The following is a 24,587-nucleotide window of genomic DNA, read 5'->3' as shown; positions in this document are numbered from 1 at the left end:
GGGCGGTGTTGGACGGGCAGGCCGGCGACGAGGTCACACTGCTTTCCCTGGCTCCTGACCCGTACCACGGTGGAGAGCTTCGACCTGCACTGCGCGGTCGATGCGCGGGCTACCTGGCTGCTGATCCGGGAGTACGGGCTGCGGTTTCGCGGACAGCATGGCAGCGGGCGCATCGTCAGCCTGACCAGCGACCACACCGCGGGCAACCTCCCGTATGGGGCAAGCAAGGGAGCGATGGACCGGATCACGTTGGCCGCCGCCCACGAGCTCGCCCACCTGGGAGTGACCTGCAACGCGATCAATCCAGGGCCGACCGACACCGGGGGGATGGCCGAGGAGCAGAAGGCGGACCTGATTCGTTTCACACCCCTGGGACGCCGTGTGCCGCAGGACTGCGCGAATCTCGTCTTGCTTCCCTGCTCACCAGAAGGCGGATGGATCAACGCCCAGCTTCTCCAGAGCAACGGCGGCCTCGGGTAGCCCAGCGGTGCTCGGTCGAGCGGGTCTGTGCGAGCCCGGCGCGCGTTACTGGCACATCTTCACGCCTACGAGTGGACGAGGGACAGCCCTTGTTGGCATGCCGTCGACGTCCTGCACCTTGGCGTTGGATTCCTGGGACACCTTGCCAGGATCTCCCACGCCTCCTCCAGAGAGCAGTACCAGACCTCCATCGGCACGCCGCGGCCATGGGGCGTCGTCCTTCATCGCTGTTCGGGGTTGATTTCTTCAGTGGTGAACGCGCGGAAATCTGTTTTTGTTGGAGTAGACATTGGGTGGTGGTGTGGTTATGGTTTTCCTCGTAGCCCAGAGAGACAGCAGGGCCTGGCAGACACGAACTGCCGGCCGGTAGTAGGCAGTTGTGGTTCGTAGTGCGGTGCGGTGGTGGAGTTCCGAAGCCAGGGTGGTTGCAGGACGGTGACGGGACTGACTGCCGGACCGGGTGGCCCGCAGTGATCAGGGGCTGCCGTGAGGACTAGTTGATCATTGAGGGAATGAACGGAGGAGCCGAGCGCCATCAGGATCGCCCGGGCGGACGTCTTGAGCCCGGGTACCGCAGGACATCGATAGTGAGGTGGTCTCCGGTCAAGCAACCGCGATCCCAGCATCCCCGACAGCATCTGGGTCGGGTCTGCGGAGACAGAAGGCCGGCGCAGTACAGGGGCCGGCAGATGGTGTAGCTGTTCCTTCGGGGCCCTGGTGTCATACGGCACCAGGGCCCCTCTACGCGTTCCACAGAGAACGGGCTGGGACCCGATGCTCATGGCGAAGTCCGGGCACAGGAAACCGGAGAACGTGCGGAAGTACTTCCATCCCTCTGCGAAGGGGACCGAACGAGGAGCCTGCCCCACATGTGGGCCCGGTGGCTCTGGGCCCGGCGGTGCGGGTGGTAGGACTCTGGCGGGCTGTCGCCATGGTGGGGAGGTTCCGGGCGATGCGGCGGCTCATCGCTTGCAGTAGTTGACGTGCGCCAGGGAAGCTGGATGCCGGCGGGCGGAACGGGGCGTGTTCGTCTCGGTCCAGTGGATCATTGGCACCAGGTACTCCTCGAGATCGAACGTGCAGAGGCACGAGGAGCACTTCGGTGAGGAGCAGCGCACACGGCCCGTGCTGCAGCACGGGCCGTGTGAGGGCGGTGTCAGTCGGCCATGCCCCCGGCGAACGGCATCGTCTGCCATTGGTCGACGGACGGCTTCAGATACTCCACCAGCTCGGGCAGTTGCGGCACGAGCATGAGGGAGGCGATGACCCGCAGCATCCCCACGGCGTTCACGAAGCTCAGGACATCCTCGTTCAGCAGTCTCGTGCCGTTGTGCTGCGCGCCGCGGTTGTAGGCGGATTCGTGGACCGGCCCGAGAGCCGCCAGGTCCCACTCGACGGGGCCCAACGTGACCAGCTCGAAGTCGGAGTAGAGGTCCCCGTCCGTCCCGGAGAAGACGTTCGCGGTCGGAGAGTCGCCGTGGATGGGCTGGAGGTCGATCCCCGGGAACGCCTCCTCGAACGCCGTGCGTGAGCGCACAAGAGGTTCCAGGATCTGCCACTCGCGTCGTGCTCGGCCCAGCTCGGACGCGCCGATGAGGCGGGGGAGCCTTTCGAGCTGACCGAGGCTCTCTGCGATGAACTGCGGATCGGCTGCGGACAGGAAAGACAGACGGCCCGGGTATGCGCGCATCGCAGCGTGCAGGTCAGCAACGCTTTCGGAGTTCGCCACGTAGTCGGGTTCTTTGCCCCGGTCCTCCTCGAAGAACTGCCAGAAGGTCATCGAGAACCCGTCACGCTGGACGGGGTCCAGGGGCACGAGCGGGCTGGGAGGGATCACGGGGGTTCCCTGGTCGGCGAGCCATCGTGCCACGTCCAGTTCCGCCCGCTGGCGGCGCGCAAGGGAATCGAGGCCTTCAGATTGCGGCAGGACAGTGGGAATCCGGGCCAGGACGGGTGAGGGCGCAAGGTGGACAACGACAGAGAAGACGTCATGGAGCACCGTGGCATCAGCCACGGCGAGTCCGAGATCACGCCCTGCTCCGACAGCCGCGTCGACTGCGGCGGAGGTGCGGTGAGCCCGGCGTCGTGGCGTCAGGAAATCGGTCATGACTCAATCACTCCAGGTGGATTGCTGGCTGTTGGGCAGGCCGAGGTGAGGCGTGCAGGCAGTTCGTGGAGGAGCCGGGGGGTCAGCACCTGCGGCCGCCGCGCAGTTCCAGCCGCTCCCCCGGGAAGTGCTCGCGGAAGCCGCGATCGTGCGAAACCGCGACGACCGCCCCCGGGTAGGCCGCGAGTGCCGCCTCCAGGTCCTCGACCAGGTCGAGCGCGATGTGGTTCGTCGGTTCGTCGAGTACGAGTACGTCCACGGGCCTGGTCACCAGTCTCGCGATCTGCAACCGCCGTTGCTGCCCTGCGGACAGTGCCGTGACCGGGACGTGCAGGTCCTCTTCACGGAACAGCCCCAGCGCCAGCAGCGGTTCGGCGTACTCCTCCGGCAGCCCGGGCTGTCCGGCCGCGAACGCGGCGAGCAGCGGGAGACGCGTGGAGCGCGCGGGCAGCTCCTGCGCCAAGTACCCGATCCGAGCTGGTCGGCGTACCGTGCCCGCGTCCGGCTCCAGGTCGCCCGCCAGGACACGGAGCAGCGTCGTCTTGCCCGCCCCGTTCTCGCCCGTGACCAGCAGCCGCTGCCCGGGCGTGATCGCCAGCAGTCCGTCCAGACGCAGGTGCTCACCGACGCTCACGCCGTCGAGCTCGGCGAGCGGACGCTCGACGGAATGCGTACCGCCCGCCGCCGACAGCGCCGCCGTGAACCGCAGGGGTTCGGGTGGCGCCGCCACCGGGTTGCGCCGCAGGTGGGCCAACCGCTCCCGGACCGATCGCACTTGCCCGCCGAGCTTTGCCTCATGCGATCGGCGGTGCTTGCCGAAGCCTTGCCGTGGGTCCTTGCCGGTAGTGGCCAGCCTCTTCCCGGCGGCCTCAAGCAGCTCCTCGGCACGGGCCACCTCCTCAAGCCAGCCCGCGTGTTCCTGCTCCGCGCGGCGTCGAGCGGCGGCCTTCGCGGCGCGGTAGCCGGCCCAGCCATCGCCGTACCGGTGCACGATGCGCGCATCCCGGTCGACCTCGAGGATCGCGGTGGCGATGCGCTCCAGGAAGCCGCGGTCGTGGGTGACCGCGACGACGGTGCCGCGGTGCGCACGCAGATGTTCCTCGAGCCAGCGCACGGCCGCCGCGTCGAGATGGTTCGTCGGCTCGTCGAGGAGCAGCAGCTCGGGGGAGGCGGCCAGTACGCAGGCGAGCGCGAGCCGTGACTGCTCGCCGCCGGAGAGCGAGCCGAGCATGCGGTCGCGGGTGATCCCGCCGAGCCCGAGCCCGTGCATGGCGGTTTCCACGCGGGTGTCCCCCTCATATCCGCCACGTTCCTCATACGCGGTCAGCAGCTCGCCGTACGCGGCGAGTTCCTCTTCCGAGGCCTCGCCGAGACGCTTCTCCGCCATCCGCAACCGGCGCTCCATACCGCGCAGTTCGGCCAGAGCGAAGTCGACAGCGTCCTGCACGGTGCAGCGCGGGTCGAGGTCGAGGGTCTGGGCGAGGTAGCCGGTGCCGCCGGGGAAGCAGACGGTGATCTCCCCGGCGTCCGGCACCTCGGCTGCGGCCAGCAGCCGCAGCAAGGTGGACTTGCCGGAGCCGTTCTCGCCGATGACGGCGGCCTTCTCGCCGGGGCGGACGGTGAAGCAAACCTGGTCGAGGACGGTTCGGGTGCCATAGGACTTGGTCACGTCCTTGACGGACAGCTGCGCCACGGCGGCGGGCACAGCAGTATGGGCGCGTTCGCGCATATGACTTTCCCTGGGAATGTGAAGTGTCTACGGGCAGCAGAAACGGCGGCGTCGGCCGTGCCCGGACTCAGAGGAAGTAGAAGAAAGCCATGCCCCGATCATACAAGACGATTCGTATCGTCTCTACTCGTGCGTGTCACGAAGTCCGTGATCCGTACCGCCCACCCGAGCTCGTCGGGCGTCCGAGCGCCTTTCCGTCTGCCGCGTTCGGCCGGTGCTAGCGTGCCGCCGCATGCCGGCGATCGGAAGGCTCATTGATGGACGAGGTCAAGTTCGAGCAGGATTTGGTGCGGGCGTTGCTACGGGATCAGCATCCGGATCTCGCAGGCCTCGAGCTCCGAGACGTCAACGGAGGCTGGGACAACCAGCAATGGCGTCTCGGGGAGGAGCTGGCCGTGCGCCTGCCGCGTACCGAGCGTGCGCCGGCCCTGCTGCACACTGAGCAGACGTGGCTGCCGGTGTTGGCGAAGCTCCTGCCGTTGCCGACGCCCACTCCGGTGCGTATCGGCAAGCCGTCGAGCCTGTTCCAGCACACCTGGACGATCGCGCGCTGGGTCGAGGGTGAGCCGGCTGATCACGCGCCGATCACCCGCATCGACGCGGCCGAAATACTCGCGGAATTCCTTGCCGTACTGCATCACGAGGCGCCCGCCGACGCCCCGGCCAACCCTACGCGCGGCATCCCTCTGGCCGGATTGCAGGTGGAGCCCGATGGCTGGTTCGAGGTCATCTCCGACTACGCGACCGCAGACGCTGCTCGGGAAGTCTGGGAGAAGGCCGTCGCAGCGCCTCCCTGGCAGGGTGCGCCGCTCTGGCTGCATGGTGACTTGCATCCGGCAAACGTGGTCGTCCGGGACGGAACGCTCGCCGGGGTGATCGACTTCGGCGAGATGTGCGCCGGCGATCCCGCGACCGATCTCTCAGCCGCGTGGATCCTGTTGCCTGCCGGCGCGGCGAGTCGGTTCTTCGACGCCTATGAGCACGCCGATGTCGCCACCATCACCCGGGCCCGCGGCTGGGCTGTCCTGCGCGCCCTGGGGCTGATCGGGATCGGACGAAACGGCAGGCTCGGTCTGCCCGGGGGCAAACCGACCTGGGAACCGGCAGGCTACGCCACGCTCGAACGGGTCCTGGCGGCGAACTGACCGCGTGGCTGCGCGGCGGGGACGGCGCGTGGCTCCGGCTGACGACCCGGCGTGCAACGCACGTCGCACCACCTGTGACCCTTGCGTCGTGGCGCAGGATGACGATGCGGCGGCCTCCGTCCTCCGCGTAGGGCAGGCGGGCTTAGCGGACCATCTCACGCGCCCGCGTTCCTCCGCCAGGGGCTCGGCGGGCTTGCGCGGCCTGGCCCGGTGGACCCGGTTGCCGCTCCCGGCAGCCCGCAGACGGTCCCAGCCGGGTCTGCCAGGAGATTGCGCTCGGACTGGAGTACCGGCAGTACCGGCAGCCAAGGCGACCTCTCTCGCTTCAGCCGAGGGACAGCAGCATGTTCATCTCTCCAATGGCCAGCGTTGTGCCGACGATGAAGAACAGTCCTTGTACGACGCTGGTGATCGGCATGCGTAACCGCGCGTGGACGTAGGACGACAGGGCGAGTGCACCGGGGATGACCCAGACCAGGGCCAGCAGAAGGAACGACACGTGCTGGCCGCTCGTTGGCCGACCCACCGATGGCTCGGAGTGCGACATCCCCACCAGGAACATCAACAGTGCGACACCCGCAAGGGCAAAGGCATCGGCCACCGCCAGCAGCAACGCGACCGAGGCGTCTGTCAGCCGGGAGGGCCGACGTCCCGCGGTTCCAGTTTCCTCGCCGGTGCCGTGTTTCCTGTTCAGTCGCCGACGCTTGCGGATGCTGTTCCGGATTCTTCGCCACCAGGCCACTGCTCCACTGCACCATGGAGGCCACGGTTCCGCCCCAGTCCGGCCCGTAACGACTCCGGATCGGGAAAGCTTTTCTCCCGGCGGGGTATCGCCGCGGCCGGCACGGCACCGTCCTGTGACCGTTGACGGACACCACAGGCCAACCCGCACCGGTCACCGACGGTGGGACCGTGGAACAGGGCTCTGGCCCACCTCGGCCCATGGCGGTCAACACGAGCGGCAGCAGGATGTGGGCCCAGCGGCTGAACGCCTCGGCGATGACCGGACGGGTGGTGATGAACCGGCCCGCGAAGCACCACACCGCGACCAGGACCAGGACCAGGACCAGGACCAGGACCAGGAAACCACGGCATACGCGCTCCTCCCGCGCGGTGCACTCGGCGGTGGAAGTGACGCTGCCGCTGCCGAGGCCGTCGGCTCACTGATCCGCGTTGCTCAGCCGACCGGTCCCGTCATCGAGTGCGGCCGTACCGCCGGTTCGAGCAGCGACAGTGTCCGCTGCTGCGCGTCGAGGGCGACGCGGACGCCGACAGGCATCGGCAGATTCGGGCCGGCGTGTCCGAACTCGACGTTGCCCAGGACCGGGATGTCACGGTCGCCGAGGACGTCGAGGACGATCTCGCAGAGGGTCGGGGACGAGTCAGGCCCCTCGATCCCCTCGATCGCGTGCGGGACGCCCACGACCATGCCGGAGATCCGATCGAGGACGCCACAGTGCCGCAGCACCTGTAGGTAGTTCCACAGGTACGACGCCTGGCCGCCCATCTCCTCCCAGAACAGCACCGCGCCGTCGAACCGTTCGAGCGGCAGCGCGAAAGGCGTCGCCTGCGCGAACACGATGCGGTTGATTACCCCTCCGATGAGCCGGCCTTCGGTGCGACCGGCACGCCAGCACTCCCACGACGGGGTGGCCGGCAGCGCACCGATCGCCTCGTCGCTGGTCAGCAGCGTCGAGTAGAGCTTCTCAAGGACCGCTTGGCGCGCTGCGGGCGCAGTCTGCCAGTGTCCGCCGAGTCCAGGGGTGGCCACGTCGGTATGGAAGCCGACCAGGCCCGTGCGCGCGTAGAGCACCAGATGCAGCAGCGAGATGTCGCTGTAGCCGAGGATCGGCTTGGGGTCGGCAGTGATCGCCTCGAAGTCGATCAGATCGAGGTAACCGAGCGCCGTCTGACCGCCGTCATGCGCGATGATCGCGCGCACCTCGGGATCACGCAGTAGTCCATTGAACTCCTCGGCGATCTCCGTCGGCCGAGCCGCGCTCCACCAACGGTGCCGCCCTGCTTCGAGGAGCGGTGCCCGACGCACGCGGAATCCCATCCGCTCGAGCACGACCACCGCCTGCTCGAGGTCGGGCTCGTGAGCGGCATGGAGTGGCCCCGACAGCGATGCGATGACGACGAGATCTCCGGGCGCCAGGGCACGAGGCCGAAGCAGTTGGGGCAGTGCGGAACCGGTCACCGACGCAGTATCCCGACACGCGTAACAACACGCGACCCATATACCGATCGACCGCCCAGCAGCCCCAGCCCATACAGCTGCCGGCTGTTCCCAATACACGAGTACACGAGCCGACCCTGGGAGAATTACGTGAGCGCCCACAGTCGGCGCACGGTTACGCAACGCCGCTGCGGCTCCGAGTTCCTCGCTGTACTGCTGGATGGCGAAGCCGATCCCGTAGTGGCTGATGGCGGTGAACGCGCGGGTGGGGAATGGGGCCGAGAACCCGCGTCTCAGGAACAACCCGCCGCGCATTCCCTGGCGCGCAGGCCGGTGGCAGGTCTTCCAACTCCTTGGGTGCGACGCGAACTTCGCCCAGGATTCTCTCTGCTATGAGGGTGAGGAATTCATGCGCCAAAGCGGTCCTTGGGAGATCACTTGAGCCTCCCCGGCGTCAATTGCGCACGAAATAGAGGACGGTCATCGTGACGGCGGTGGTCAGGACGATGCTCCGCAGCAGCCGGGCGGGGAGACGGCGGGCGAGATGGGCGCCGCCGAAGCCACCGGCCACCGCGCCGGCCAGCATGGTCGTGAGGACCCGTGGAGCGCTCCGCGCGTCCGAGGCGATGAGAAACAGTGCGGTCGCGCTGAGATAGACGGCCGCGAGCTGGCTGATCCGCATCGGGTTGGCGGCCGCGGCGTCGACACCGAGGCCGATGCTCCACAGGGCGAGCATCATGATGCCTACGGCACCACCGAAGTAACCGCCGTACAGAGCGAGGAGGAACTGGCCGGTCACAACGGCACCGGAACTCATCGCGACCGGGCGGCCCAGCGTCGTACTCAGCGCACCGGAGAGGCGGCGCCCGAAGGCGAGCAGCACCGTGGCGAACGCCAGCAGCCACGGCACCGCGGCGTCGAACGCCTCCGACGGAAGCACCAGCAACAGACTCGCACCGAGGCCGCCCCCCATCACACTGCCCGTGGTCAGCGCTGTCACGGAAGTGGCCCCGACCGGGGCCAGTTCGCGTCGGTAGACCCACGCACCGGCCACCGCGCCGGGGACGAGAGCGATCGTCGACGAGGCGTTAGCGGTCACCGGGGACATGCCGACCGCGACCAACGCGGGCAGCGCCACGAAGGTGCCGCCTCCGCCGACGGCGTTGAGCGCGCCGGCGGCGACACCGGCCAGCAGGACGAGCAGGGTCTCGGACACCCGTCGAGCATCGCCTGCTTCTCGGCGGGCTCACAATGCGCGATCCGCGCACCCAGCCTAAGGCTGCACCATAGGCTCGGGCATGTGCGCTATGACCTGGACGATCTGCGGCTGTTTCTCGCCATCGTGTCGGAGGGGTCGATCACGGCGGGCGCGCGCCGGATGCACCTGAGCCTGCCATCGGCCAGCGCGCGGGTGCGTGCTCTCGAACACCATGCCGGCGTGGAGCTGCTGGTGCGCGGCCGCCGGGGTGTGCGGCCCACTCCGGCGGGGACGACCCTGGCCCGGCACGCCCACGAGGTCCTCGACCGGACGGCCCGGCTCGACAGCGCCGTCGCGAGCTACACCCGGTCACCGACCGCCCGGCTGACCCTGCTGAGCGGTAGCTCGGCGATCCACCGACTCGTGCCGCAGGCCCTGGTGTCGTTCCTCCGGGCCCACCCGGACGTCGACGTCACGGTCCGGGAAAGCCGCACCCCGCACACCGTGCGCATGCTCGCCGACGGCGAGGCGGACCTGGGAGTCGTGGTCGACGACGAGGCCCGCGACTGTGGCCTCGACCTGGAAGCCCTCGGTGACGATTCCCTCGTCGTGATCGGCCAGTCCGGCGGGATCCTTGCCGGACGGAGTGCGGTGTCCTACGGCGAGGTGGCCGAGCACCCGCTTGTCGGGCTCGACGCCGAATCCGCGCTGCGCCGCTGGATCGACGAACACCTCGGTCCCCACGCCCCGGCGGCGAGGTACCGCACCACCGTCGCCGATCTCAACGTCCTCATCGCCCTCGCCACCGCCGGCGTAGGCCTCGCCGTCGTACCGCGACGCGCCCTCGACCCGGGTCGGCCCCTAGGTGCTGTTTCCCGGATCATGTTCGGAGCCAGACCATGAGGGCAGCGAGGGTGACGGTGCCGAGGTAGGTGTAGGCGCGTTTGTCGTAGCGGGTGGCGACGGCCCGGAACCCCTTGAGTCGGTTGATGGTGCGTTCGACAGTGTTGCGCTTCTTGTAGCGCTCGTGGTCGAAGCCAGTGGGCCGGCCGCCCCGGGAACCGCGGTTCTTGCGATGTCTTTGCTGGTCGAGGCGTTCGGGGATGGTGTGCCGGATTCCGCGTCGTCGCAGGTAGCGGCGGTTCTCGCGGCTGGTGTAGGCCTTGTCCGCCAGGACGTGGTCGGGTCGGGTGCGAGGCCGCCCAGCTCCGGTTCGAGGCACCGAGATCTGTTCCATGACGCGCTGGAGCTGGGGGCCGTCGCCGTAGTGGCCGGGTGTCAGGACGAGGGCAAGGGGCCGGCATCGTCCATCCGCGACGAGGTGGACTTTGGTGGTGAGTCCTCCGCGGGAACGCCCCAGGCATTCGCCGAGCGAACCACCTCCTCCAGCCGGACGGTCAGTTTCCGCAGCACCGGATCGACCTGGTTCGTCCCTCGACCGGCCCCCTTTTGAGGGGCGGCGGGCGGCGCCTTCCTCGCACCGGCGGCGTGCTGGTGGGCCCGCACCACGGTGGAGTCCACTGACGCTTCCCAGTCGATGCTGCCCGCGGCGTCCTCGGCAGCCTGGACGCGAGACAGGAGCATCTTCCACGTTCCATCCGCCGACCAGCGGCGATGCCGTTTGTAGACCGTCTCCCACGGCCCGAACCGCTCCGGGAGATCCCGCCACTGCACCCCCGTCCGCACCCGGTACAGCACCCCGTTGATCACCCGCCGGTGATCACTCCAGCGTCCCCCACGCGCACCACCAGGCGGCAAAAACGACTCCAACCGCTCCCACTCCGCATTCGTCAGATCCCCACGACCCATAGCACCAGCCTGACCTCAACACCCCACCGACGTCAGGAGATCCGGGAAACAGCACCTAGATGTGTGCGAACTGCGGGACCCCTGGACCAGCCGTCACCTCCTGCTGGCCTGGGGCGTGAAGGACCGGCCCGCGTCCGCCACGGCGCTGGCCGAACACCTGCGACAGGCGGCACGGCCCGAGCCTGCTGCCCCGGGCTAGTACCACCAGGGTGTCTTCTGATCGCCGGGTGCGCACGTGCCCTTCCCGGCTGGTGGGCGGGCAGCTTACCTATCCGTGCGCGGTTGGTCTCATCGGGGCTGATTTGGCTTCGGCGGCCGGCCTGGTCGGTGTGTGCTGGGCGATGGCGCTCGTCGGCCCCTCACCGCGGAGGCGGATGAGGGACCGCTGTGGAGTGCGCGGCGATGACGCGCGACACCGGTCGGTCAGCAGTCAGTCGGGTAGAAGAATCCCAGCGGAGGGATGCCCAGCAGGGTCAGTCCCAGACTGTCTTGGCCGGTGCACTCTTTGGAATCCGAGTGGGCCGCGAGGGGGCGCTGGTTTGCTTCCTCGGCGGCAGCGGAGCCGCCGAGGACGGCGACGCTGAGGGCGAGGCTGGAAAGCACCGTGACGGTGCGCTTCATGTGAGTCATGAGAACGAACTAGACATGTCTGACATTCATGCATGCACTTCGGGTGCGTCAGCCGGGTGAATGGCGGCGCCGGCCGGAGACGGAGCTCGGTTTCCTAGGGTGAGCAGCTACGCTCCCGGCCGTACGTGGTCTCGTGTCAGGACGGCCGCAGGGGGCGCAGGCCTCGGGTCAGAGGCTGTGCAGCCTGCGGCGGAGTTCGGCGCGTTCGACCTCGTTGGTGGTCAGGGCGATCGCCCGTCGGTAGGCCTCGGCGGCACCCGCTGCGTCGCCTGTCCGCCTGAGCAGGTCGGCGTGCGTCGCGTGCAGCGGCTGGTACCGGGCCAGTGCCCGCTGGCCGAGCAGGGGTGCGAGCATCTCCGGACCCAGTTCGGGGCCGGCGGCGAAGCCCACGGCGGCGGCATGGTTGAGTGCGACCACGGGCGAGGGGTCCATGCCGGCCAGCACGCCGTACACATGCGCGATCTGCGGCCAGTCGGTCACGCCGGTGTCGGCCCCCTTGGACGTGCAGAGCGGTGATCGCCGCCTGGAGCTGGTACGGGCCCGGTCGCCGCAGTCGTAGGGCGTGCTTGAGGGCAAGGAGTCCCTCAGCGATTTCGTCACGGTCCCAGGCCGAGCGATCCTGGTCGTCCAGACCGACCCATTGCCCCGCGTCGCTCACGCGAGAGGCGTGCTGGGCGTCGTGCAGGAGCATCAACGCCAGCAGCCCCCACACTTCGGGTTCGGCGGGCTGTCGGCGTACACGCGAACGTACCCAGCCGCGTACAGGTGAACGTGCTCAGCGTTCTGGTACGCCTGATCGTGGGTAACGCCGTTACAAAGCCCAGATGTGGAGGGCGCGGTCGAGGTTGGACACGGTGTACCAGGTGCCGTCTCCGAGAGCCTTGGGCAGGCCGGACACCTCGAAGGGATAGGTGATCTGGTCGATCAGCTGCATGTGGACCGCGTCGACGAGCCAGTGCCGGCCTGTGCCGAATTCCTCGTCGCTCTCGACGGTCCCGACGACGAGGGTGTTTTCGTCGACGAAGCCGCCCTCATAGTCGAAGAACGCCTGCGCCTCGTCATCTGTGTTCTCGTCCTCGAACGCAGGATGCGGGGGAAGCACGTCCGTGTTCAGTTCGGCCATCACGGAGCCGTCGGCGACCAGATGAACGGCGAGAACGTCCTGGTCATGGGTCACTGTGAGCAGACGATCTCCGCTCGGGCTCACCCCCAGCAGGACACGGTCCTCGTCGCCGAAGCTGTGGACAATGAGGGCGTGACCGTCCCACTTCCCCCAGCGCAGGGGTGATCCGTCCTGGCCTTCTCCGATGGTCAGACCCATCTGGCCGGGGTCCGGATGCGGAACGTGGACGGAGCCCGCCGCGGCCGTGCGAGTCTGGGTGCGGGCCAGCACCGTGCCGTCAGCGGCGTCGATGACCAGCCACTCTTCTCCGCGGTCGTGGTCCGGGGCGTCGTGCTCCAGAGGACCGTGGACATGGGCCCACACGGTCTTCCCGTCCGAGGAGAAGCCGGCCGAGCCACGGTCGGCATGGCGGTGGTCTCTGTCGTCCGCGTACTCGGAGAAGTCTGTGTGCCCCGCGCAGCCTGCCCAGCAGCGGTGCCGCAGTTCCCACCGTGGGCTTCCCGACTGGTCAACGGCTCGCAGTGCATGCGGTCCGGCGAAGACAACCAGGTCAGCGGCAGGCGACACTGCGCTCGTGCCGAACCGGCGAGGCCAGGGCGCCGGAAAGGAGACAGTCGAGACCGTGGCCGGCGGCTGGACTTCCTGGACGATCAGCTCTGTGTCCCCTCGCTGTACGAGGAGCCGCGATGTGGGCCGGGGCTCCAGATGAGGCGCTGCGTCGGCCCCGGAGAACGGGAGAGGGGCCGCGAGCGTAGTCACAAGGCGAGCAAGGCGGGGCACAGGCGCTCCGAAAGGACTGGGGGACTCTTGCCGGGACCCTATGACAGGCCGCTGACCCCCTGCGCATTCAACCCTCTTGGCAGCACTGACCAGGATGCACGGGACCGGAGGGATGCGGAAAGTGGGCACGTTTCTCCGTGCCCGCCTGGGCACAGAAGGGCGCACCCCGACACGGGCAGCAGTTCGCACAGCAGCCGTCCTAGGTGGATCGCCTCCGCGCAGAGTGTGTCGCGTACCAGAACCTCGCCGGCACTTGCGGCGTACCCCTCGTGGAAGATCACATAGGTGACCCGTAGAACGCTGCCGAGCCGTTCGGGGAGCTCGGCCTCGGTGGGCACCCGGTACTCGATGCGGGCGGTCGCGATCTTGCGTTTGGCCCGCACGATCCGTTTGCCCATCGGCGGCTCCGCCACGAGGAACGCCCGCGCGATCTCGCCCGTGGTCAGTCCTCCGAGGACGCGCAGAGTCAGCGCCACCCGCGCCTGCAGTCCGCGCGCGGGATGGCAGGCGGTGAAGATCAGGCGCAACCGGTCGTCCGGGATCACGCTGTCATCACGCGTCATCGGTGCCTCTTCCGCCTGGTCCAGGCGGATCAACTCCGCCAGGCGCCGGGTCCGTTCGGATTGGGAGCTCTCCCGTCGCAGTCGGTCGATCGCACGTCTGCGGGCCGCGACCGTGATCCATGCTCCGGGGTGGTGGGGGACGCCGTCCTGCCGCCAGGCGCCGAGCGCGGCCGCGAACGCGTCCTGCACGGCGTCCTCGGCGAGCTGGATGTCGCCGACGTGCCTGATCAACGTGGCGAGGACGGCGACCCGTTCGTCCCGGAAGACGCGCGCGACCGCGGCGGCAGCGGGATCGTCCGCCTCCGTCAGCCGACCGGACGTACCGGGCGCGGGTGCGTGTCCACCGGCCGCGGACCGGTTTCCACCGATCACGGGTCCGTATCCGCCGGTCACGGCTCCGCCGAACCCGTGACCGGCCCGGTGGCGGGCAGCTCGCCAGCCCCCATGATCGGCCGCACTTCGACCGATCCGTAGCGTGCGGTGGGCAGCCGCGCGGCATGGGTGAACCGTCGTCGGCCCCGACCGGAGCCGGCAAGGCCACCCGCTGTCCGCAGGGCTGCGGGGCCCGCTTCGCCCCTGCCGCGACCGACGCGGTCCAACCGTCTGAGGGCAGGGCGGGTCTGTCAGGAGCAGCACCTGGCCTGCGCAGATGGCCTGCAGACTCCCCATCGAGAGCTACCTGTCAGGCACACCCCGAGGTGCGCGGCGCACCGCACAGGACGACATTGGAAGTGGCCCGGTTGTCCGCATGCGCACGCGCGGTTGTGCGGGGCCTTACGAGACGAGGGAGCCCGGCGATGACCAGTCACGTGAGCGGGAGCCGCACGGGTGCGGCGGTGCGGAGTCCAACAAGGACCGGTAGCGGCAGCGGCCGGCTGGTCTTCGGTGGCCTGATGCTGGTCGTGGGCCCAGTCATCACTCTCGTCGGCGCAGCCCTGTTCCTGGGCGCCACCTGGGCCGGGGGTCGTCGGAGTGGCACTGGCCGGCCCGGCCATGCTCGCGAACTTCCTTTGGATCCCCTACGCGCCGTTCTGGGCCATCGTCCTGATCGCGATCAACGCCTTCGTGATCTGGGCACTGTGCACAGCTCCCAGCCCGTCGGAGCGATGAAGCAGGAGATGGCCTCGGGTTGCAACCCAGGACCCAGGCCGTCTCCGGACCGGAGACACCCATGAAGGACCTCAAGTTTGAGCAGAGGCGCTCCCTGTCACGTCTCGAGGCGGCTGACCAGCTCATGGCACTCGCAGCCGCGTTGAGGGAAGGTGGGGAGGCCGAACTGGAACTCAGCCCCGGAACGCTGAGCCTGCGGATCCCCGACGACCTTGGCAGCGAGATAGAGGTCGAGATCGGTGATGGGGAGATCGAGCTGGAGATCGAGTTCAAGTGGCCGACCGCACCGACCCGGGCAGCGCCATCGCGGACGGCCACAGACACAAAGGAGGCCACAACGCGGAAGAGCGTGCCCGCCAAGCCGGGGCGTAGCAGTACGGGCGCCAACAAGAACAAGAACGCGAAGCGGTCCGCTACCGCTAGGAAGACGCCCTGAGTCGTGCCGGGGGTTTCGGGCGGACCATCGACGAGGCGCAGCACCGAAGCGCGCGTCTGTCGTGGCGCTGGTTCTGGCCGATCGCCACGGGCTTCCGCGGCCGTGCTGCTCCGGCGGGACTGGGAGAGCCGTCTGCAGCTCGCCGTCCGCGAGATCCGCGACCACGGAGCGTCGTTCGTGCGGGTCTGCCGACGGCTCCACGCGTTGCTCCACGGCCTGCTCGACTCCCTCCCGCCGCAACAACTTCCATCCGAGCGAGCTGAGTTGAGGCTGTTGCATGAGTTGGCCGAGCCGGCGAGAAAGTATCGCGGCCTGATGGATGTCGTCGGCCTGCAGCGCGGCCGCCTGACCGGGCTCGCCTTGTAGGGCGACGACCTGGTCGACGCCGACCAGGGGGCCCAGAGCCTCGACGGCGCCCGCGAAGCCCGCCTGGTCGCGGTCCCGCCGACCACGATGGCGCTACGCTGCTGTGTCGTGCAGGAGACGCGCCTTGACACTGCTCGGATCCGGGCGGCTCGCCGGGTCATCGACCCGATGTTTCTCGACACTCCGCTGTACCGCTGCGAGGCGCTGGAGCCCGGCCTCGGGTGCACGGTGAGTATCAAGCTCGAAACGGCGAACCCGGTCCGCAGCTTCAAGGCCCGCGGCACCGAGGTGGTGGCGAGTCTGCTCGCCGACCATGGCTCGCGAGCCGTCGTGTGCGCCAGCGCGGGCAACCTTGGCCAGGCCCTCGCCTGGTCCGGTCGCGGCAGGGGGCTCGACGTGACCGTCGTGGCATCCCGCTTCGCGACCGTGGCCAAGCTTGATCGTATCCGCGCGTTGGGGGCCAGGTTGGTGCTGGTGGACGGCGACCACGAGTTGGCTCGCGAGCGGGCGGCGGCCATCGCGCGGCACGACGGCATCCGGCTGGTCGAAGACAGCCTGGACATCGAGACCTGTGAGGGCGCGGCGACCATCGGCCTGGAACTGGTGGACACCGTGCCGTCGTTCGACGCCGTCCTGATCGCTCTCGGCGGCGGGGCGCTGGCCACCGGTGTGGGCCATGTGGTGAAGGCCTTGGCGCCCGAGGTCGAGGTGATCTGCGTCCAGCCGCTGGGCGCACCGGCGCTGACACACTCGTGGCGCGGGCGGCGTGTCGTCACCACCGACTCGACCAACACCATCGCTGACGGCGTCGCCGGCCGGCGTCCCATCCCGGCCGTCCTGGACGACCTCCTCCTGGTCGCCGACGACGCCGTCCTGGTCCAGGAGGCGTCGATCATCGCCGGTATGCGGATGCTTCTCGACCACGCCGGCCTCGTCGTCGAACCGTCGGCCGCGCTCGGCATCGCGGCCATCCTCGAAGACCGTGACCGCTTCGCCGGCCGGCACGTCGTCACCATTGTGTGTGGCAGCAACGTCGACGTAGATGCCTATCATCGCTGGATTGGCGCGGCTCCCATCCACAGGTCCTGAGAATTGCTCGGGAAGCCGAACGCTCTGAGACTGGCGGCCGTCTCCAGCGTGAACCAGGCCACCCGCAGGTCCTCCTCGACCGCGGCGGGGCCAGGCCTCGGTGACGTGGCTCTTGCCGGGGCCCGATGGCCCGCGATCAACAGGTTCCCCGCGCGGCCGATCCATCCCAGGGTGATCAGGGAGTCATGGGGGCGGGGATGGTTGCGCTCCGGGACGTGGGTGTAATTGACGGTCTCCCACACGACGGTGAAGAACTCGGCGACCACTCCCGACACGAACGCCGCTGTGGCCAGCCAGACGGTGTGCGCGCCGGTGCCGAGCAGGATCAGCGGGACGGCGCCCAGAGCCATCGAGGACAGGGCCGGCACCATCGGCCGCCGCACCGTCAGCTTCACCATCGCCACACTGGCCGCCAGTGCCCCGATTCCGGGTGCGCTCAGCACCAGGCCCCAGCCCTCCGCGCCGATGGTGTCGCTCGCGATCACCGGGCCGAGGATCTGCCAGACGCCCATGTTCGCGGAGTTGAAGACGGCGAAGGCCAGCGTGACCGTCCAGATCCACGGCTTGGAGCTGAAGTAGGTCCAGCCCTGCCGCAGTTCGGCGAGCATCGTCGGGCCGCCCTTGGCGCGCGGCGGCAGGCGGGGGAGCGAGATCCGGACGAAGAAGGCGGCCGCCGCCAGGAAGGACACGGCGTCGGCGGCGATCGCCCAGCCGCCTCCGACGGAGGCGGTCAGCAGGCCGGCGATGGTCGGGCCGAGGATCCGGGTGGTGTTCCTGACGGAGGCCAGCAGCGAACTGGCCTGCTGGAAGCCGCGCCCCGCCGCCAGGTTCGGGACGATGCCGCGCAGCGCGGGCGTCGTCAGTCCCTGGAAGATGCCGTTGAGAGCGGACAGTGGCAGCAACAGCGCGGGGTTCTGGTGGGTGAGCAGGAGAATCGCCACGGCGGCCTGGCTGAGGCCGGCACCCAGGCTGGTGAGGCGCAGCACGGTGTCGCGACGGTAGCAGTCGGCGATGCCGCCTCCGAGGATCATCGTGGCGATCATGGGGACCAAGGAGGCGGTGGTGACCGCTGACAGCCAGGTGGCGCTGCCGGTGAGCTCCAGGACGCCGAAGGCCAGGGCGACGGGCGACATGGCGCTGCCGGTCATCGAGATCGCGCGGCCGGCGAAGAACCACCTGAAGGCGGGGGAGCGAAGGGGCTGTTCCGCCCCGAGGCCGGTCGTGGATGCCCGCGTCGCATCGCTTTCGGGGGGGCTTGGTGTCCCGACCATCGGGCGTATCTGTTCCGGGCACGAGGGGCCACGCTGCCAGCGCGCACCGGATGCATCAAGTGATTTCAGGGCAGGGCGACAGGGACCGTTCTTCCGCCTCGCGGCAGCCTCACCGGCTCCAAAACCCAGCAGGCCCGGACTGGCTCCCATGCCTTGGGACACCGGCGTTGGGGGAGGCGGGTGTCGGCGTGCCGGTAGGCCGGTCGGTGGGAGGCCATGCGCGGAGTCGCGCGATAGGATCCGCCGCCGAGTGACTCGTCGGACGGAACAGCCGCCGCCCATGCACTGAGGGGACAGCACAGTCATGAGCACAGAAGGACGGAGCGAGACCCCTCGCGTTCGCAGACGGTTGTGGAGCTCGGAGAGCACGCGGGGCCGGGTGACTCCCACCGAGCTGTTCTTCGATCTGGTTTTCGTCTTCGTCGTCACCCAGGTCACCCACTCGGTGGAGTCCCACCCCGGATGGGAAGGCCTCCTCAAGGGCCTTCTCCCGATGGTCGTCGTGTGGTGGATGTTCAGCGGATTCGGCTGGCTGACCAACGCCGTGCGGCCCGACGCGGTGCTCGTGCGTCTGCTGCTGATACTGGCCATGACGGGCTTCTTCATCATGGGCCTTGACGTGCCGTACGCCTTCGACCCCGAGGGCTGGGCCTTCCCCTTGGCCTACCTGGCCGTGGTCGTCATCCACGGACTGGTCTATCTGACGACCGACGCCCCGTCGGCGCGTCAGGCCATCCTGCGCAACATGCCGTTCAACGCTGCCGCCGGCGTCCTCGTACTCATCGCCCCCCACCTGCCGGAAGCGTGGGGGTGGGTGTGCTGGGCCGCAGCTGTTCCGATCCTTTATCTCTCGCCGTTCCTGGGCCGCATCCGTGGCTTCGTGATCGAACCGCATCACTTCGTGGAGCGGCATGCGCTGCTCCTCCTGGTGGTTCTGGGCGAGTCGGTGGTCGCGATCGGAATCGGAGCCGAATCCGAGGGCCACGCTGTGGACGCGCCCCTGGCGTTGGGGGTGGCCTTGGGAATCGCCGTCGCGTCCGGACTGTGGTGGGTGTACTTCGACGGGGACGAGACGCGTGCTGACGTCGCATTCGAACGAGCCGACGACGACCGCCGTACGCTGCTGGCCTACTACGCCTTCACCGGCGCCCACCTCGTGATGATCATCGGCATCATTCTCGTCGCCGCCGGGATCACGGATGCCATCCACCACTTCGACGGTCATGCACACCGCTGGTGGCTGGGCTGTGGCACGGCGGTGTTCCTTCTGGGCCACGCGGTCTACCGCGGCTTGCTGGGCAGCGGCCGGATCACCGACCGGGTGGTCGGGGCGGTGTGCGCGGTGCCGCTGGGAGCCACGGCGACCTTCGCGGGCTGGATGGGCATGACCGCGGTCGTGGCGGTCCTGGCGGTGGTCGCCACCGTCGACCACCGGCTGAACCTCCAGCCTGCTGAAGCCTGACCCCGCCGCCTGCGGGACGAGTTTCCGCCGTCCCCATGAGGCAGGGAGACCTGTTGGATCAGGACACGGAGTCCCGCCGCTCAGTCAGGCCTGTGTCGAGGCGAGTTCGACGAGGGTGACGTCCGAGGGGGCGTCCACGCGGACGGGTGGGCCCCAGGCGCCGGCGCCGCGGCTGACGTAGAGCTGGGTGTCGCCGTAGCGTTCGAGGCCGGCGAGCGTCGGGTTCGTCAGGTCGGCGATGAGGTTGCCGGGCCACAGCTGGCCGCCGTGGGTGTGGCCGGAGAGCTGGAGGTCGACGCCGTGGCGGACGGCGTCGTGGATGACGACCGGCTGGTGGGCGAGAAGGACGGCGGCGCGGGAGCGGTCGCGGTCGCCGAGGGCCCGGGCGAAGTCGGGGCCCTGGCCCTCGCCGGTGCCGGCCAGGTCGTTGACGCCCGCCAGGTCGAACCCGGGCAGTTCCGTGCGGGCGTTCTCCAGCGGCCGCAGCCCCAGATCCCGTACTTTCTCGACCCACGGCTCGGCGCCGGAGAAGTACTCGTGGTTGCCGGTGACGAAGAACGCTCCGTAGCGCGCCCGCAGTTGGGCCAGCGGTTCGACGGCCGGGCCGAGGTCCTCGACGCTGCCGTCGACCAGGTCGCCCACGACGGCGATGAGGTCGGGCTGGGTGGCGTTGATCGTGTCGACGACCTGCTGGGCGAAGCCACGGCCCAGGACCGGGCCGAGGTGGACGTCGCTGACCACGGCGATCCGCGTGCCGTGCGCACTGCGCGGGAGTCTGGCCAGCGGAACGGTGAGCCGCTTGACCTTGGGGCCGCGGAGCACGCCGTACGTGCCCCGGCCGACGGTGCCGACGGCGATGGCCGCGGCGCTGCCGCCTACGACGCGGGAGACGAACAGGCGGCGTGAGGGGCCCGCCGCGCCGGGGCGCGGCGGGGATCCGGGCTCCGGTGTGCGCGGGGGCTCCGCCACGGTGACGGTCGCCGCGGTGTCCGGGGTGGTGGCGTCGGACCCGCCGGGCGCGGCCGGCACCGGCCGGGGCGCGCCCGCGGCGACCGGTTCCTCGTTCTGATCGGCCCGGGACTGGCCGGTCGAGGCGGCGACAGCATCCACCTCCGGGCGGGCCTCCTCGTGCGGGCCGGTGTTCCGTCGTACGAGCAGGCGCCGCAGCACGGGCCGGACGGCCTCGCCCGCGAGCAGTGCGAGCAGGAGGTACAGGAACAGCACCATCCACAGGTATCCCGGCCAGGCAAGGATCCGTTGGAGGAGGAAGGGGGCTCTGGTCTCGGCCGCCAGGGCGGCGACGGTCAGCAGGGGTCCGGCGACGAAGAGACAGCTTCCGGCACGCCGCAGGAGTGAGCCCGGACGTGTCGTGTCCCGTACGAGACGGCGCCAGGCGTACCGGTGGAGCGCGCCGAACGCCGCCAGCACGGCACCCCAGACGAGGGTGATGACGATGACCACGGCTCAGCGCAGCCCTTCCTTGGGATGGTTCTGGTGCCCGTCGTACCCGGGACCGCCTGCCCCGTGAGGTCGGGTCGCGGGTGTTCGCGGGTGTCAGCCGGCTGGGTTGGTTGTCTGTTCCGGGGTCTGAGGCCCCGTGCCGGCGCTGGACGTGTTGGTCCAGCTGGCGAGGATGCCGAGGGCGTCGGCGGAGGGGGACGCGGGTTCGGGGGTGTACGTGACGAGTGTCTGGTCGGGGTCGCCTTCGACGGCGAGGACCACGTAGTCGAGGGTGAGATCGCCGACGAGCGGGTGGTGGAGGCGTTTGGTGCCGTTGGTGTGGGCGAGGACGTCGTGGTCGGCCCACAGACGGCGGAAGGTGTCGCTGTGCACCGAAAGGTCGCCGATCAGCTCGGTGAGCTGAGGGTCGTCGGGATGGCGCCCGGCGTACAGGCGCAGGGTGGCCACGCACTCCCCGGCGACGCCTTCCCAGTCGGTGTAGAGGCTGCGGGCGGCGGTGTCGAGGAAGACGAAGCGCGCGGCGTTGCGCTCGCGGTGGGGACGGGACTGGAAGTCGGCGGTGAGGGCGTAGCCGAGCCGGTTGGCCGCCAGGACGTCCATGCGCCGCCCCTGGATGAGCGCGGGGACACCGAGTGAGTCCAGGACCCGGTACATGACCGGGCTGACCCGCTGCGGGGCCGGCGGCGGCCTGCGGCGGGCCCGGGCCGCGGTGGGCCGGGCGAGATCGAGGAGGTGGGCGCGTTCGGTGTCGTCCAGGTGCAGGGCTCGGGCGACGGACTCCCAGACGGTTTGGGAAACGCCCTGGACGCGGCCCCGCTCCAGGCGGATGTAGTAGTCGACGCTGACCCCGGCGAGCTGGGCGACTTCCTCGCGGCGCAGCCCCGGGACCCGCCGGACCCCGGCATGAGGGGTGAGGCCGGCCTGCTCGGGGGTGATCCGGGCCCGGCGGGTGCGCAGGAACTCGCGGATCTCGGTGCTGCGGTCCATGAACCCACCGTACGGCGGACTTCTGCCTCTCCCATCCCCGAAAGGGGTACTGCCAGACCCCCGGATGACCAGGCCCCCGTACGGGCGCCCGAGCGAGGTCTGCAGGTGGTTGCCTGGATAGCGGTCCACTGCACAGTCCTGGTCATGGCACTCACACGCCATGACCACCGACCGGGCCCGACGACCGCTACGACAAGGAATACCTGATGAAGCACGTATCACTGGGTGGGCTCGATGTCTCCCGCATCGGCCTGGGAGCCATGACCATGGCGGGCACCTACACCACGGGCGGGGGGCTCGACGACGCCGAGTCGATCCGCACCATCCACCGGGCGCTCGACCTCGGGGTCACCCACATCGACACCGCCGAGATCTACGGCCCGTTCCACAGCGAGGAAGTCGTCGGCAAGGCCGTGAGGGGCCGGCGCGACGACGTCGTCCTGGCGACGAAGTTCGGTCTCGTCTCCCACGCCGGTGACGGCCCCGGCGTCATCGACAGCAGCGCCGGCAATGTGAAGACCGCGGTCGAAGGCTCGCTCAAGCGGCTCGGCACCGACCACATCGACCTCTACTACCAGCACCGCGTCGACCCGAACACGCCCGTCGAGGAAACGGTCGGCGCGCTGGCCGAGCTGGTCGCCGAGGGCAAGGTGCGCCACATCGGACTCTCCGAGGCCGGCCCCGAGACGATCCGCCGGGCACACGCCGTGCATCCGGTGGCCGCGCTGCAGACCGAATACTCGCTGTGGACCCGCGACGTCGAGGACGAGATCCTCCCGCTGCTGCGCGAGCTCGGCATCGGCTTCGTGCCCTACTCGCCGCTCGGGCACGGCCTGCTGACCGGGCAGATCCGCACCGTCGACGACTTCGCCGACGACGACTGGCGCAAGACCAACCCGCGCTTCACCGGCGAGAACTTCCAGCGCAACCTGCGCATCGTCGACGAAGTCCAGGCCATCGGCGCCGAGATCGGCGCCACCCCGGCCCAGACCGCGCTGGCCTGGCTGCTGACCCGCGGCGACGACATCGCCCCCATCCCCGGAACCCGCCGGGTCTCACGCGTCGAAGAGAACACCGCCGCCGACGGCATCGAACTCAGCGCCGCTCAGCTCGACCGCCTGAACAACCTCACGCCGGCCGCGGGCGAGCGCCATGACGAGGCGAACATGGCCAGCATCGACCGCTGACCCGTCACGCCGACCACCCTGCATCCCTTTATCCATGTCACTGATCACCGCAAAGGTTTCTCATCATGTCCAAGGTTCTCCTGGTCGTAGGCCACCCCGACCTGTCCCGGTCGAAGGCCAACGCGGCGCTCGTGGACGCCGTCCGCGAGCTGGCCCATGTCACCGTGCACGACCTCTACGCCACCTACCCGGACTTCCAGATCGACACCGAGGCCGAGCAGGCGCTGCTGGCCGAGCACGATGTGATCGTCTTCCAGCACCCGGTGTTCTGGTACAACACCACCCCTTTGTTCAAGCAGTGGCAGGACAAGGTCTTCACCCTCGGCTGGGCCTTCACCATGGACGGCTCCGCCTCGCAGCTGGCCGGCAAGAAGGCCGTCGTCGCCGTCACCACCGGTGTCCCCGGCGAGCACTACACCCCCGAAGGCGCGAACCAGGCCACCATCGAGACCCTCCTCAGCAACTGGCACGCGACCCTGCGGCTGTGCCAGTTCGACATCCAGCAGCCGATGGTCAAGGTGTACGGCACCGCCTTCGGCCTCTCCGACGAGGACTTGGCCACCGCCGCCAAGCAGTACAACGAACTGCTCGCCTCCTTCGCCGCCTGACCGTGCTGCGACGAGAGCGGCCGCTCACGGCAGCGGCCGCTCTCGTCGATCGCGACGCCGGGTGATGAAAGCTTTCCAGGTCGCCGAGCGCCGACAGACGACATGGGTTGCGACGACACGGGTTGCGACGACACGGGTTCTGCCTCCGGAAACGCCGACGAGTAAGGCCATCGACCTTCCGCCGATCCGAAAGCGTAGACATGTCCACTGAACTCACCGAGTCAGCTGTTCCTCCTCCCACCGAACCCCCTGAATCCTCCTCGACACCGTCCCGGCGGACATTCATCGCGACGACCACCGCTGTCGGCGGTGCCGTCGTGGCCGGCGGCCTGATCGCGGGAACGCCCCTGGTCGGCTCAGAGGAGGCAGCCGCCGCCGAGGCGCCGCACGGCGGGAACGTCTCGCTGACCGTCAACGGCAGACGGCACACCGTCACGGTCGACAACCGGACCTCGTTGCTGGACCTGTTACGCGAGGACTTGGGTCTGACGGGTTCCAAGAAGGGCTGCAACGCCGGTGCCTGCGGCGCGTGCACGGTGCTGGTCGACGGGCGCCGCGTCAACTCCTGCTTGACGCTCGCGGTCCGCCTGGAGGGCGCCGAGGTCACCACGATCGAAGGGCTCGCCCCCGGGGGTGAGGACGGTGAACTGCACCCGCTGCAGAAGGCGTTCATCGAAGAGGACGCCTTCCAGTGCGGCTACTGCACGCCGGGCCAGATCATGTCCGGCGTCGGCTGCATCCAGGAAGGCCACACCGGATCGGCGGACGAGATCCGGGAGTGGATGAGCGGCAACATCTGCCGCTGCGGCTGCTACGTGAAGATCGTGCGCGCGGTCGAGCAGACCGCCCACGGGAAATGAGACCCGC

Annotated in this window: 22 protein-coding genes and 2 pseudogenes; 10 read left to right on the top strand and 14 right to left on the bottom strand. The window is 69.2% G+C overall.

The features are described 5' to 3' along the window. Positions 1-54 precede the first annotated feature (54 nt). Positions 55-480 (top strand): annotated as a pseudogene (locus OG252_RS03830) (SDR family oxidoreductase); the annotation flags it as partial. 1,156 nt (positions 481-1,636) lie between these two features. Here OG252_RS03830 and OG252_RS03825 read toward each other — a convergent pair. Both OG252_RS03825 and abc-f read right to left on the bottom strand, forming a co-directional pair. Next, the gene (locus tag OG252_RS03825; RefSeq protein ID WP_329333687.1) at positions 1,637-2,587 is read right to left on the bottom strand and encodes a phosphotransferase; all 951 of its coding nucleotides are present in this window, start codon (positions 2,585-2,587) and stop codon (positions 1,637-1,639) included. An 82-nt stretch (positions 2,588-2,669) separates the two neighbouring features. Further along, a complete protein-coding gene (gene abc-f, locus OG252_RS03820; protein WP_329333685.1) occupies positions 2,670-4,316 on the bottom strand; it encodes a ribosomal protection-like ABC-F family protein in 1,647 nt (548 codons plus the stop codon). 257 nt (positions 4,317-4,573) lie between these two features. On the opposite strand from abc-f, the gene OG252_RS03815 reads away from it, so the two are divergent. Next, a complete protein-coding gene (locus OG252_RS03815; protein WP_329333683.1) occupies positions 4,574-5,461 on the top strand; it encodes an aminoglycoside phosphotransferase family protein in 888 nt (295 codons plus the stop codon). Between the two features lie 325 nt (positions 5,462-5,786). On the opposite strand, the gene OG252_RS03810 is transcribed toward OG252_RS03815, so the two are convergent. From OG252_RS03810 to OG252_RS03800, 3 genes are all read right to left on the bottom strand, one after another. Beyond that, a complete protein-coding gene (locus tag OG252_RS03810) occupies positions 5,787-6,203 on the bottom strand; it encodes a hypothetical protein (RefSeq protein WP_329333681.1) in 417 nt (138 codons plus the stop codon). Between the two features lie 435 nt (positions 6,204-6,638). Beyond that, positions 6,639-7,661 (bottom strand): S66 peptidase family protein, encoded by a 1,023-nt coding sequence (locus OG252_RS03805; protein ID WP_329333680.1) that lies wholly within the window; start codon positions 7,659-7,661, stop codon positions 6,639-6,641. Positions 7,662-8,094: 433 nt separating this feature from the next. Beyond that, positions 8,095-8,856 carry a sulfite exporter TauE/SafE family protein gene (locus OG252_RS03800; RefSeq protein WP_329333679.1) on the bottom strand — a complete coding sequence of 254 codons (762 nt, stop codon included), beginning with the start codon at positions 8,854-8,856 and terminating at the stop codon, positions 8,095-8,097. Positions 8,857-8,940: 84 nt separating this feature from the next. Between OG252_RS03800 and OG252_RS03795 the strand changes: the two genes are divergently transcribed. Beyond that, positions 8,941-9,741: a LysR family transcriptional regulator gene (locus OG252_RS03795; protein ID WP_329333677.1), complete on the top strand. Its 801-nt coding sequence runs from the start codon at positions 8,941-8,943 to the stop codon at positions 9,739-9,741. Here OG252_RS03795 and OG252_RS03790 read toward each other — a convergent pair. From OG252_RS03790 to OG252_RS03770, 6 genes and pseudogenes are all read right to left on the bottom strand, one after another. Then, positions 9,719-10,647, bottom strand: a protein-coding gene (locus tag OG252_RS03790) for an IS5 family transposase (RefSeq protein ID WP_443068381.1) whose coding sequence is annotated in 2 segments (ribosomal slippage) — positions 9,719-10,258 and positions 10,261-10,647 — 927 coding nt in all. Because the reading frame shifts where the segments join, the coding sequence is not laid out codon by codon here. The two genes, OG252_RS03795 and OG252_RS03790, sit on opposite strands and share 23 nt — an antisense overlap. A 423-nt stretch (positions 10,648-11,070) precedes the next feature. Beyond that, complete coding sequence (locus OG252_RS03785; protein WP_329333674.1) at positions 11,071-11,268, bottom strand: hypothetical protein; 198 nt, start codon at positions 11,266-11,268, stop codon at positions 11,071-11,073. A 177-nt stretch (positions 11,269-11,445) separates the two neighbouring features. Next, positions 11,446-11,853 carry a hypothetical protein gene (locus tag OG252_RS03780; protein WP_329333672.1) on the bottom strand — a complete coding sequence of 136 codons (408 nt, stop codon included), beginning with the start codon at positions 11,851-11,853 and terminating at the stop codon, positions 11,446-11,448. Between the two features lie 43 nt (positions 11,854-11,896). After that, a pseudogene (locus tag OG252_RS52280) lies at positions 11,897-11,968 on the bottom strand (hypothetical protein); the annotation flags it as partial. A 120-nt stretch (positions 11,969-12,088) separates the two neighbouring features. Beyond that, positions 12,089-12,763, bottom strand: a complete 675-nt coding sequence (locus tag OG252_RS03775; protein ID WP_329333669.1) for a hypothetical protein — start codon at positions 12,761-12,763, stop codon at positions 12,089-12,091. A 455-nt stretch (positions 12,764-13,218) separates the two neighbouring features. Further along, positions 13,219-14,115 carry an RNA polymerase sigma factor gene (locus OG252_RS03770; protein ID WP_329333667.1) on the bottom strand — a complete coding sequence of 299 codons (897 nt, stop codon included), beginning with the start codon at positions 14,113-14,115 and terminating at the stop codon, positions 13,219-13,221. A 621-nt stretch (positions 14,116-14,736) separates the two neighbouring features. Between OG252_RS03770 and OG252_RS52275 the strand changes: the two genes are divergently transcribed. The 3 genes from OG252_RS52275 (at position 14,737) to OG252_RS03760 (ending at position 16,744) form a co-directional block, all read left to right on the top strand. Further along, positions 14,737-14,853, top strand: a complete 117-nt coding sequence (locus OG252_RS52275; protein ID WP_443068480.1) for a DUF7144 family membrane protein — start codon at positions 14,737-14,739, stop codon at positions 14,851-14,853. A 61-nt stretch (positions 14,854-14,914) separates the two neighbouring features. Next, the gene (locus OG252_RS03765; protein ID WP_266451905.1) at positions 14,915-15,289 is read left to right on the top strand and encodes an amphi-Trp domain-containing protein; all 375 of its coding nucleotides are present in this window, start codon (positions 14,915-14,917) and stop codon (positions 15,287-15,289) included. 474 nt (positions 15,290-15,763) lie between these two features. Beyond that, positions 15,764-16,744, top strand: a complete 981-nt coding sequence (locus tag OG252_RS03760) for a threonine ammonia-lyase (RefSeq protein WP_266451907.1) — start codon at positions 15,764-15,766, stop codon at positions 16,742-16,744. On the opposite strand, the gene OG252_RS03755 is transcribed toward OG252_RS03760, so the two are convergent. Continuing rightward, positions 16,705-18,015, bottom strand: a complete 1,311-nt coding sequence (locus OG252_RS03755) for an MFS transporter (RefSeq protein ID WP_329333664.1) — start codon at positions 18,013-18,015, stop codon at positions 16,705-16,707. The genes OG252_RS03760 and OG252_RS03755 overlap by 40 nt on opposite strands. A 379-nt stretch (positions 18,016-18,394) precedes the next feature. Here OG252_RS03755 and OG252_RS03750 point away from each other — a divergent pair, with 379 nt between their 5' ends. Beyond that, the gene (locus tag OG252_RS03750; RefSeq protein ID WP_266451909.1) at positions 18,395-19,477 is read left to right on the top strand and encodes a low temperature requirement protein A; all 1,083 of its coding nucleotides are present in this window, start codon (positions 18,395-18,397) and stop codon (positions 19,475-19,477) included. A gap of 84 nt (positions 19,478-19,561) precedes the next feature. Here OG252_RS03750 and OG252_RS03745 read toward each other — a convergent pair whose 3' ends face one another. Further along, positions 19,562-20,938 carry a metallophosphoesterase gene (locus tag OG252_RS03745; RefSeq protein ID WP_266451910.1) on the bottom strand — a complete coding sequence of 459 codons (1,377 nt, stop codon included), beginning with the start codon at positions 20,936-20,938 and terminating at the stop codon, positions 19,562-19,564. Positions 20,939-21,031: 93 nt separating this feature from the next. Continuing rightward, positions 21,032-21,925, bottom strand: a complete 894-nt coding sequence (locus OG252_RS03740) for a helix-turn-helix transcriptional regulator (protein ID WP_266451911.1) — start codon at positions 21,923-21,925, stop codon at positions 21,032-21,034. Between the two features lie 206 nt (positions 21,926-22,131). On the opposite strand from OG252_RS03740, the gene OG252_RS03735 reads away from it, so the two are divergent. The 3 genes from OG252_RS03735 to OG252_RS03725 all read left to right on the top strand — a co-directional run bounded on the left by OG252_RS03735 (position 22,132) and on the right by OG252_RS03725 (position 24,580). Continuing rightward, a complete protein-coding gene (locus OG252_RS03735; RefSeq protein ID WP_266451912.1) occupies positions 22,132-23,112 on the top strand; it encodes an aldo/keto reductase in 981 nt (326 codons plus the stop codon). A 65-nt stretch (positions 23,113-23,177) separates the two neighbouring features. Continuing rightward, positions 23,178-23,720: an NAD(P)H-dependent oxidoreductase gene (locus OG252_RS03730; RefSeq protein WP_266451913.1), complete on the top strand. Its 543-nt coding sequence runs from the start codon at positions 23,178-23,180 to the stop codon at positions 23,718-23,720. A gap of 200 nt (positions 23,721-23,920) precedes the next feature. Continuing rightward, a complete protein-coding gene (locus tag OG252_RS03725; RefSeq protein ID WP_329333659.1) occupies positions 23,921-24,580 on the top strand; it encodes a (2Fe-2S)-binding protein in 660 nt (219 codons plus the stop codon). Positions 24,581-24,587 lie beyond the last annotated feature (7 nt).

The organism is Streptomyces sp. NBC_01352 (genome assembly GCF_036237295.1).
Taxonomy (GTDB): Bacteria; Actinomycetota; Actinomycetes; order Streptomycetales; family Streptomycetaceae; genus Streptomyces; species Streptomyces plumbiresistens.
This window is presented reverse-complemented; position numbering and strand designations above follow the sequence as displayed.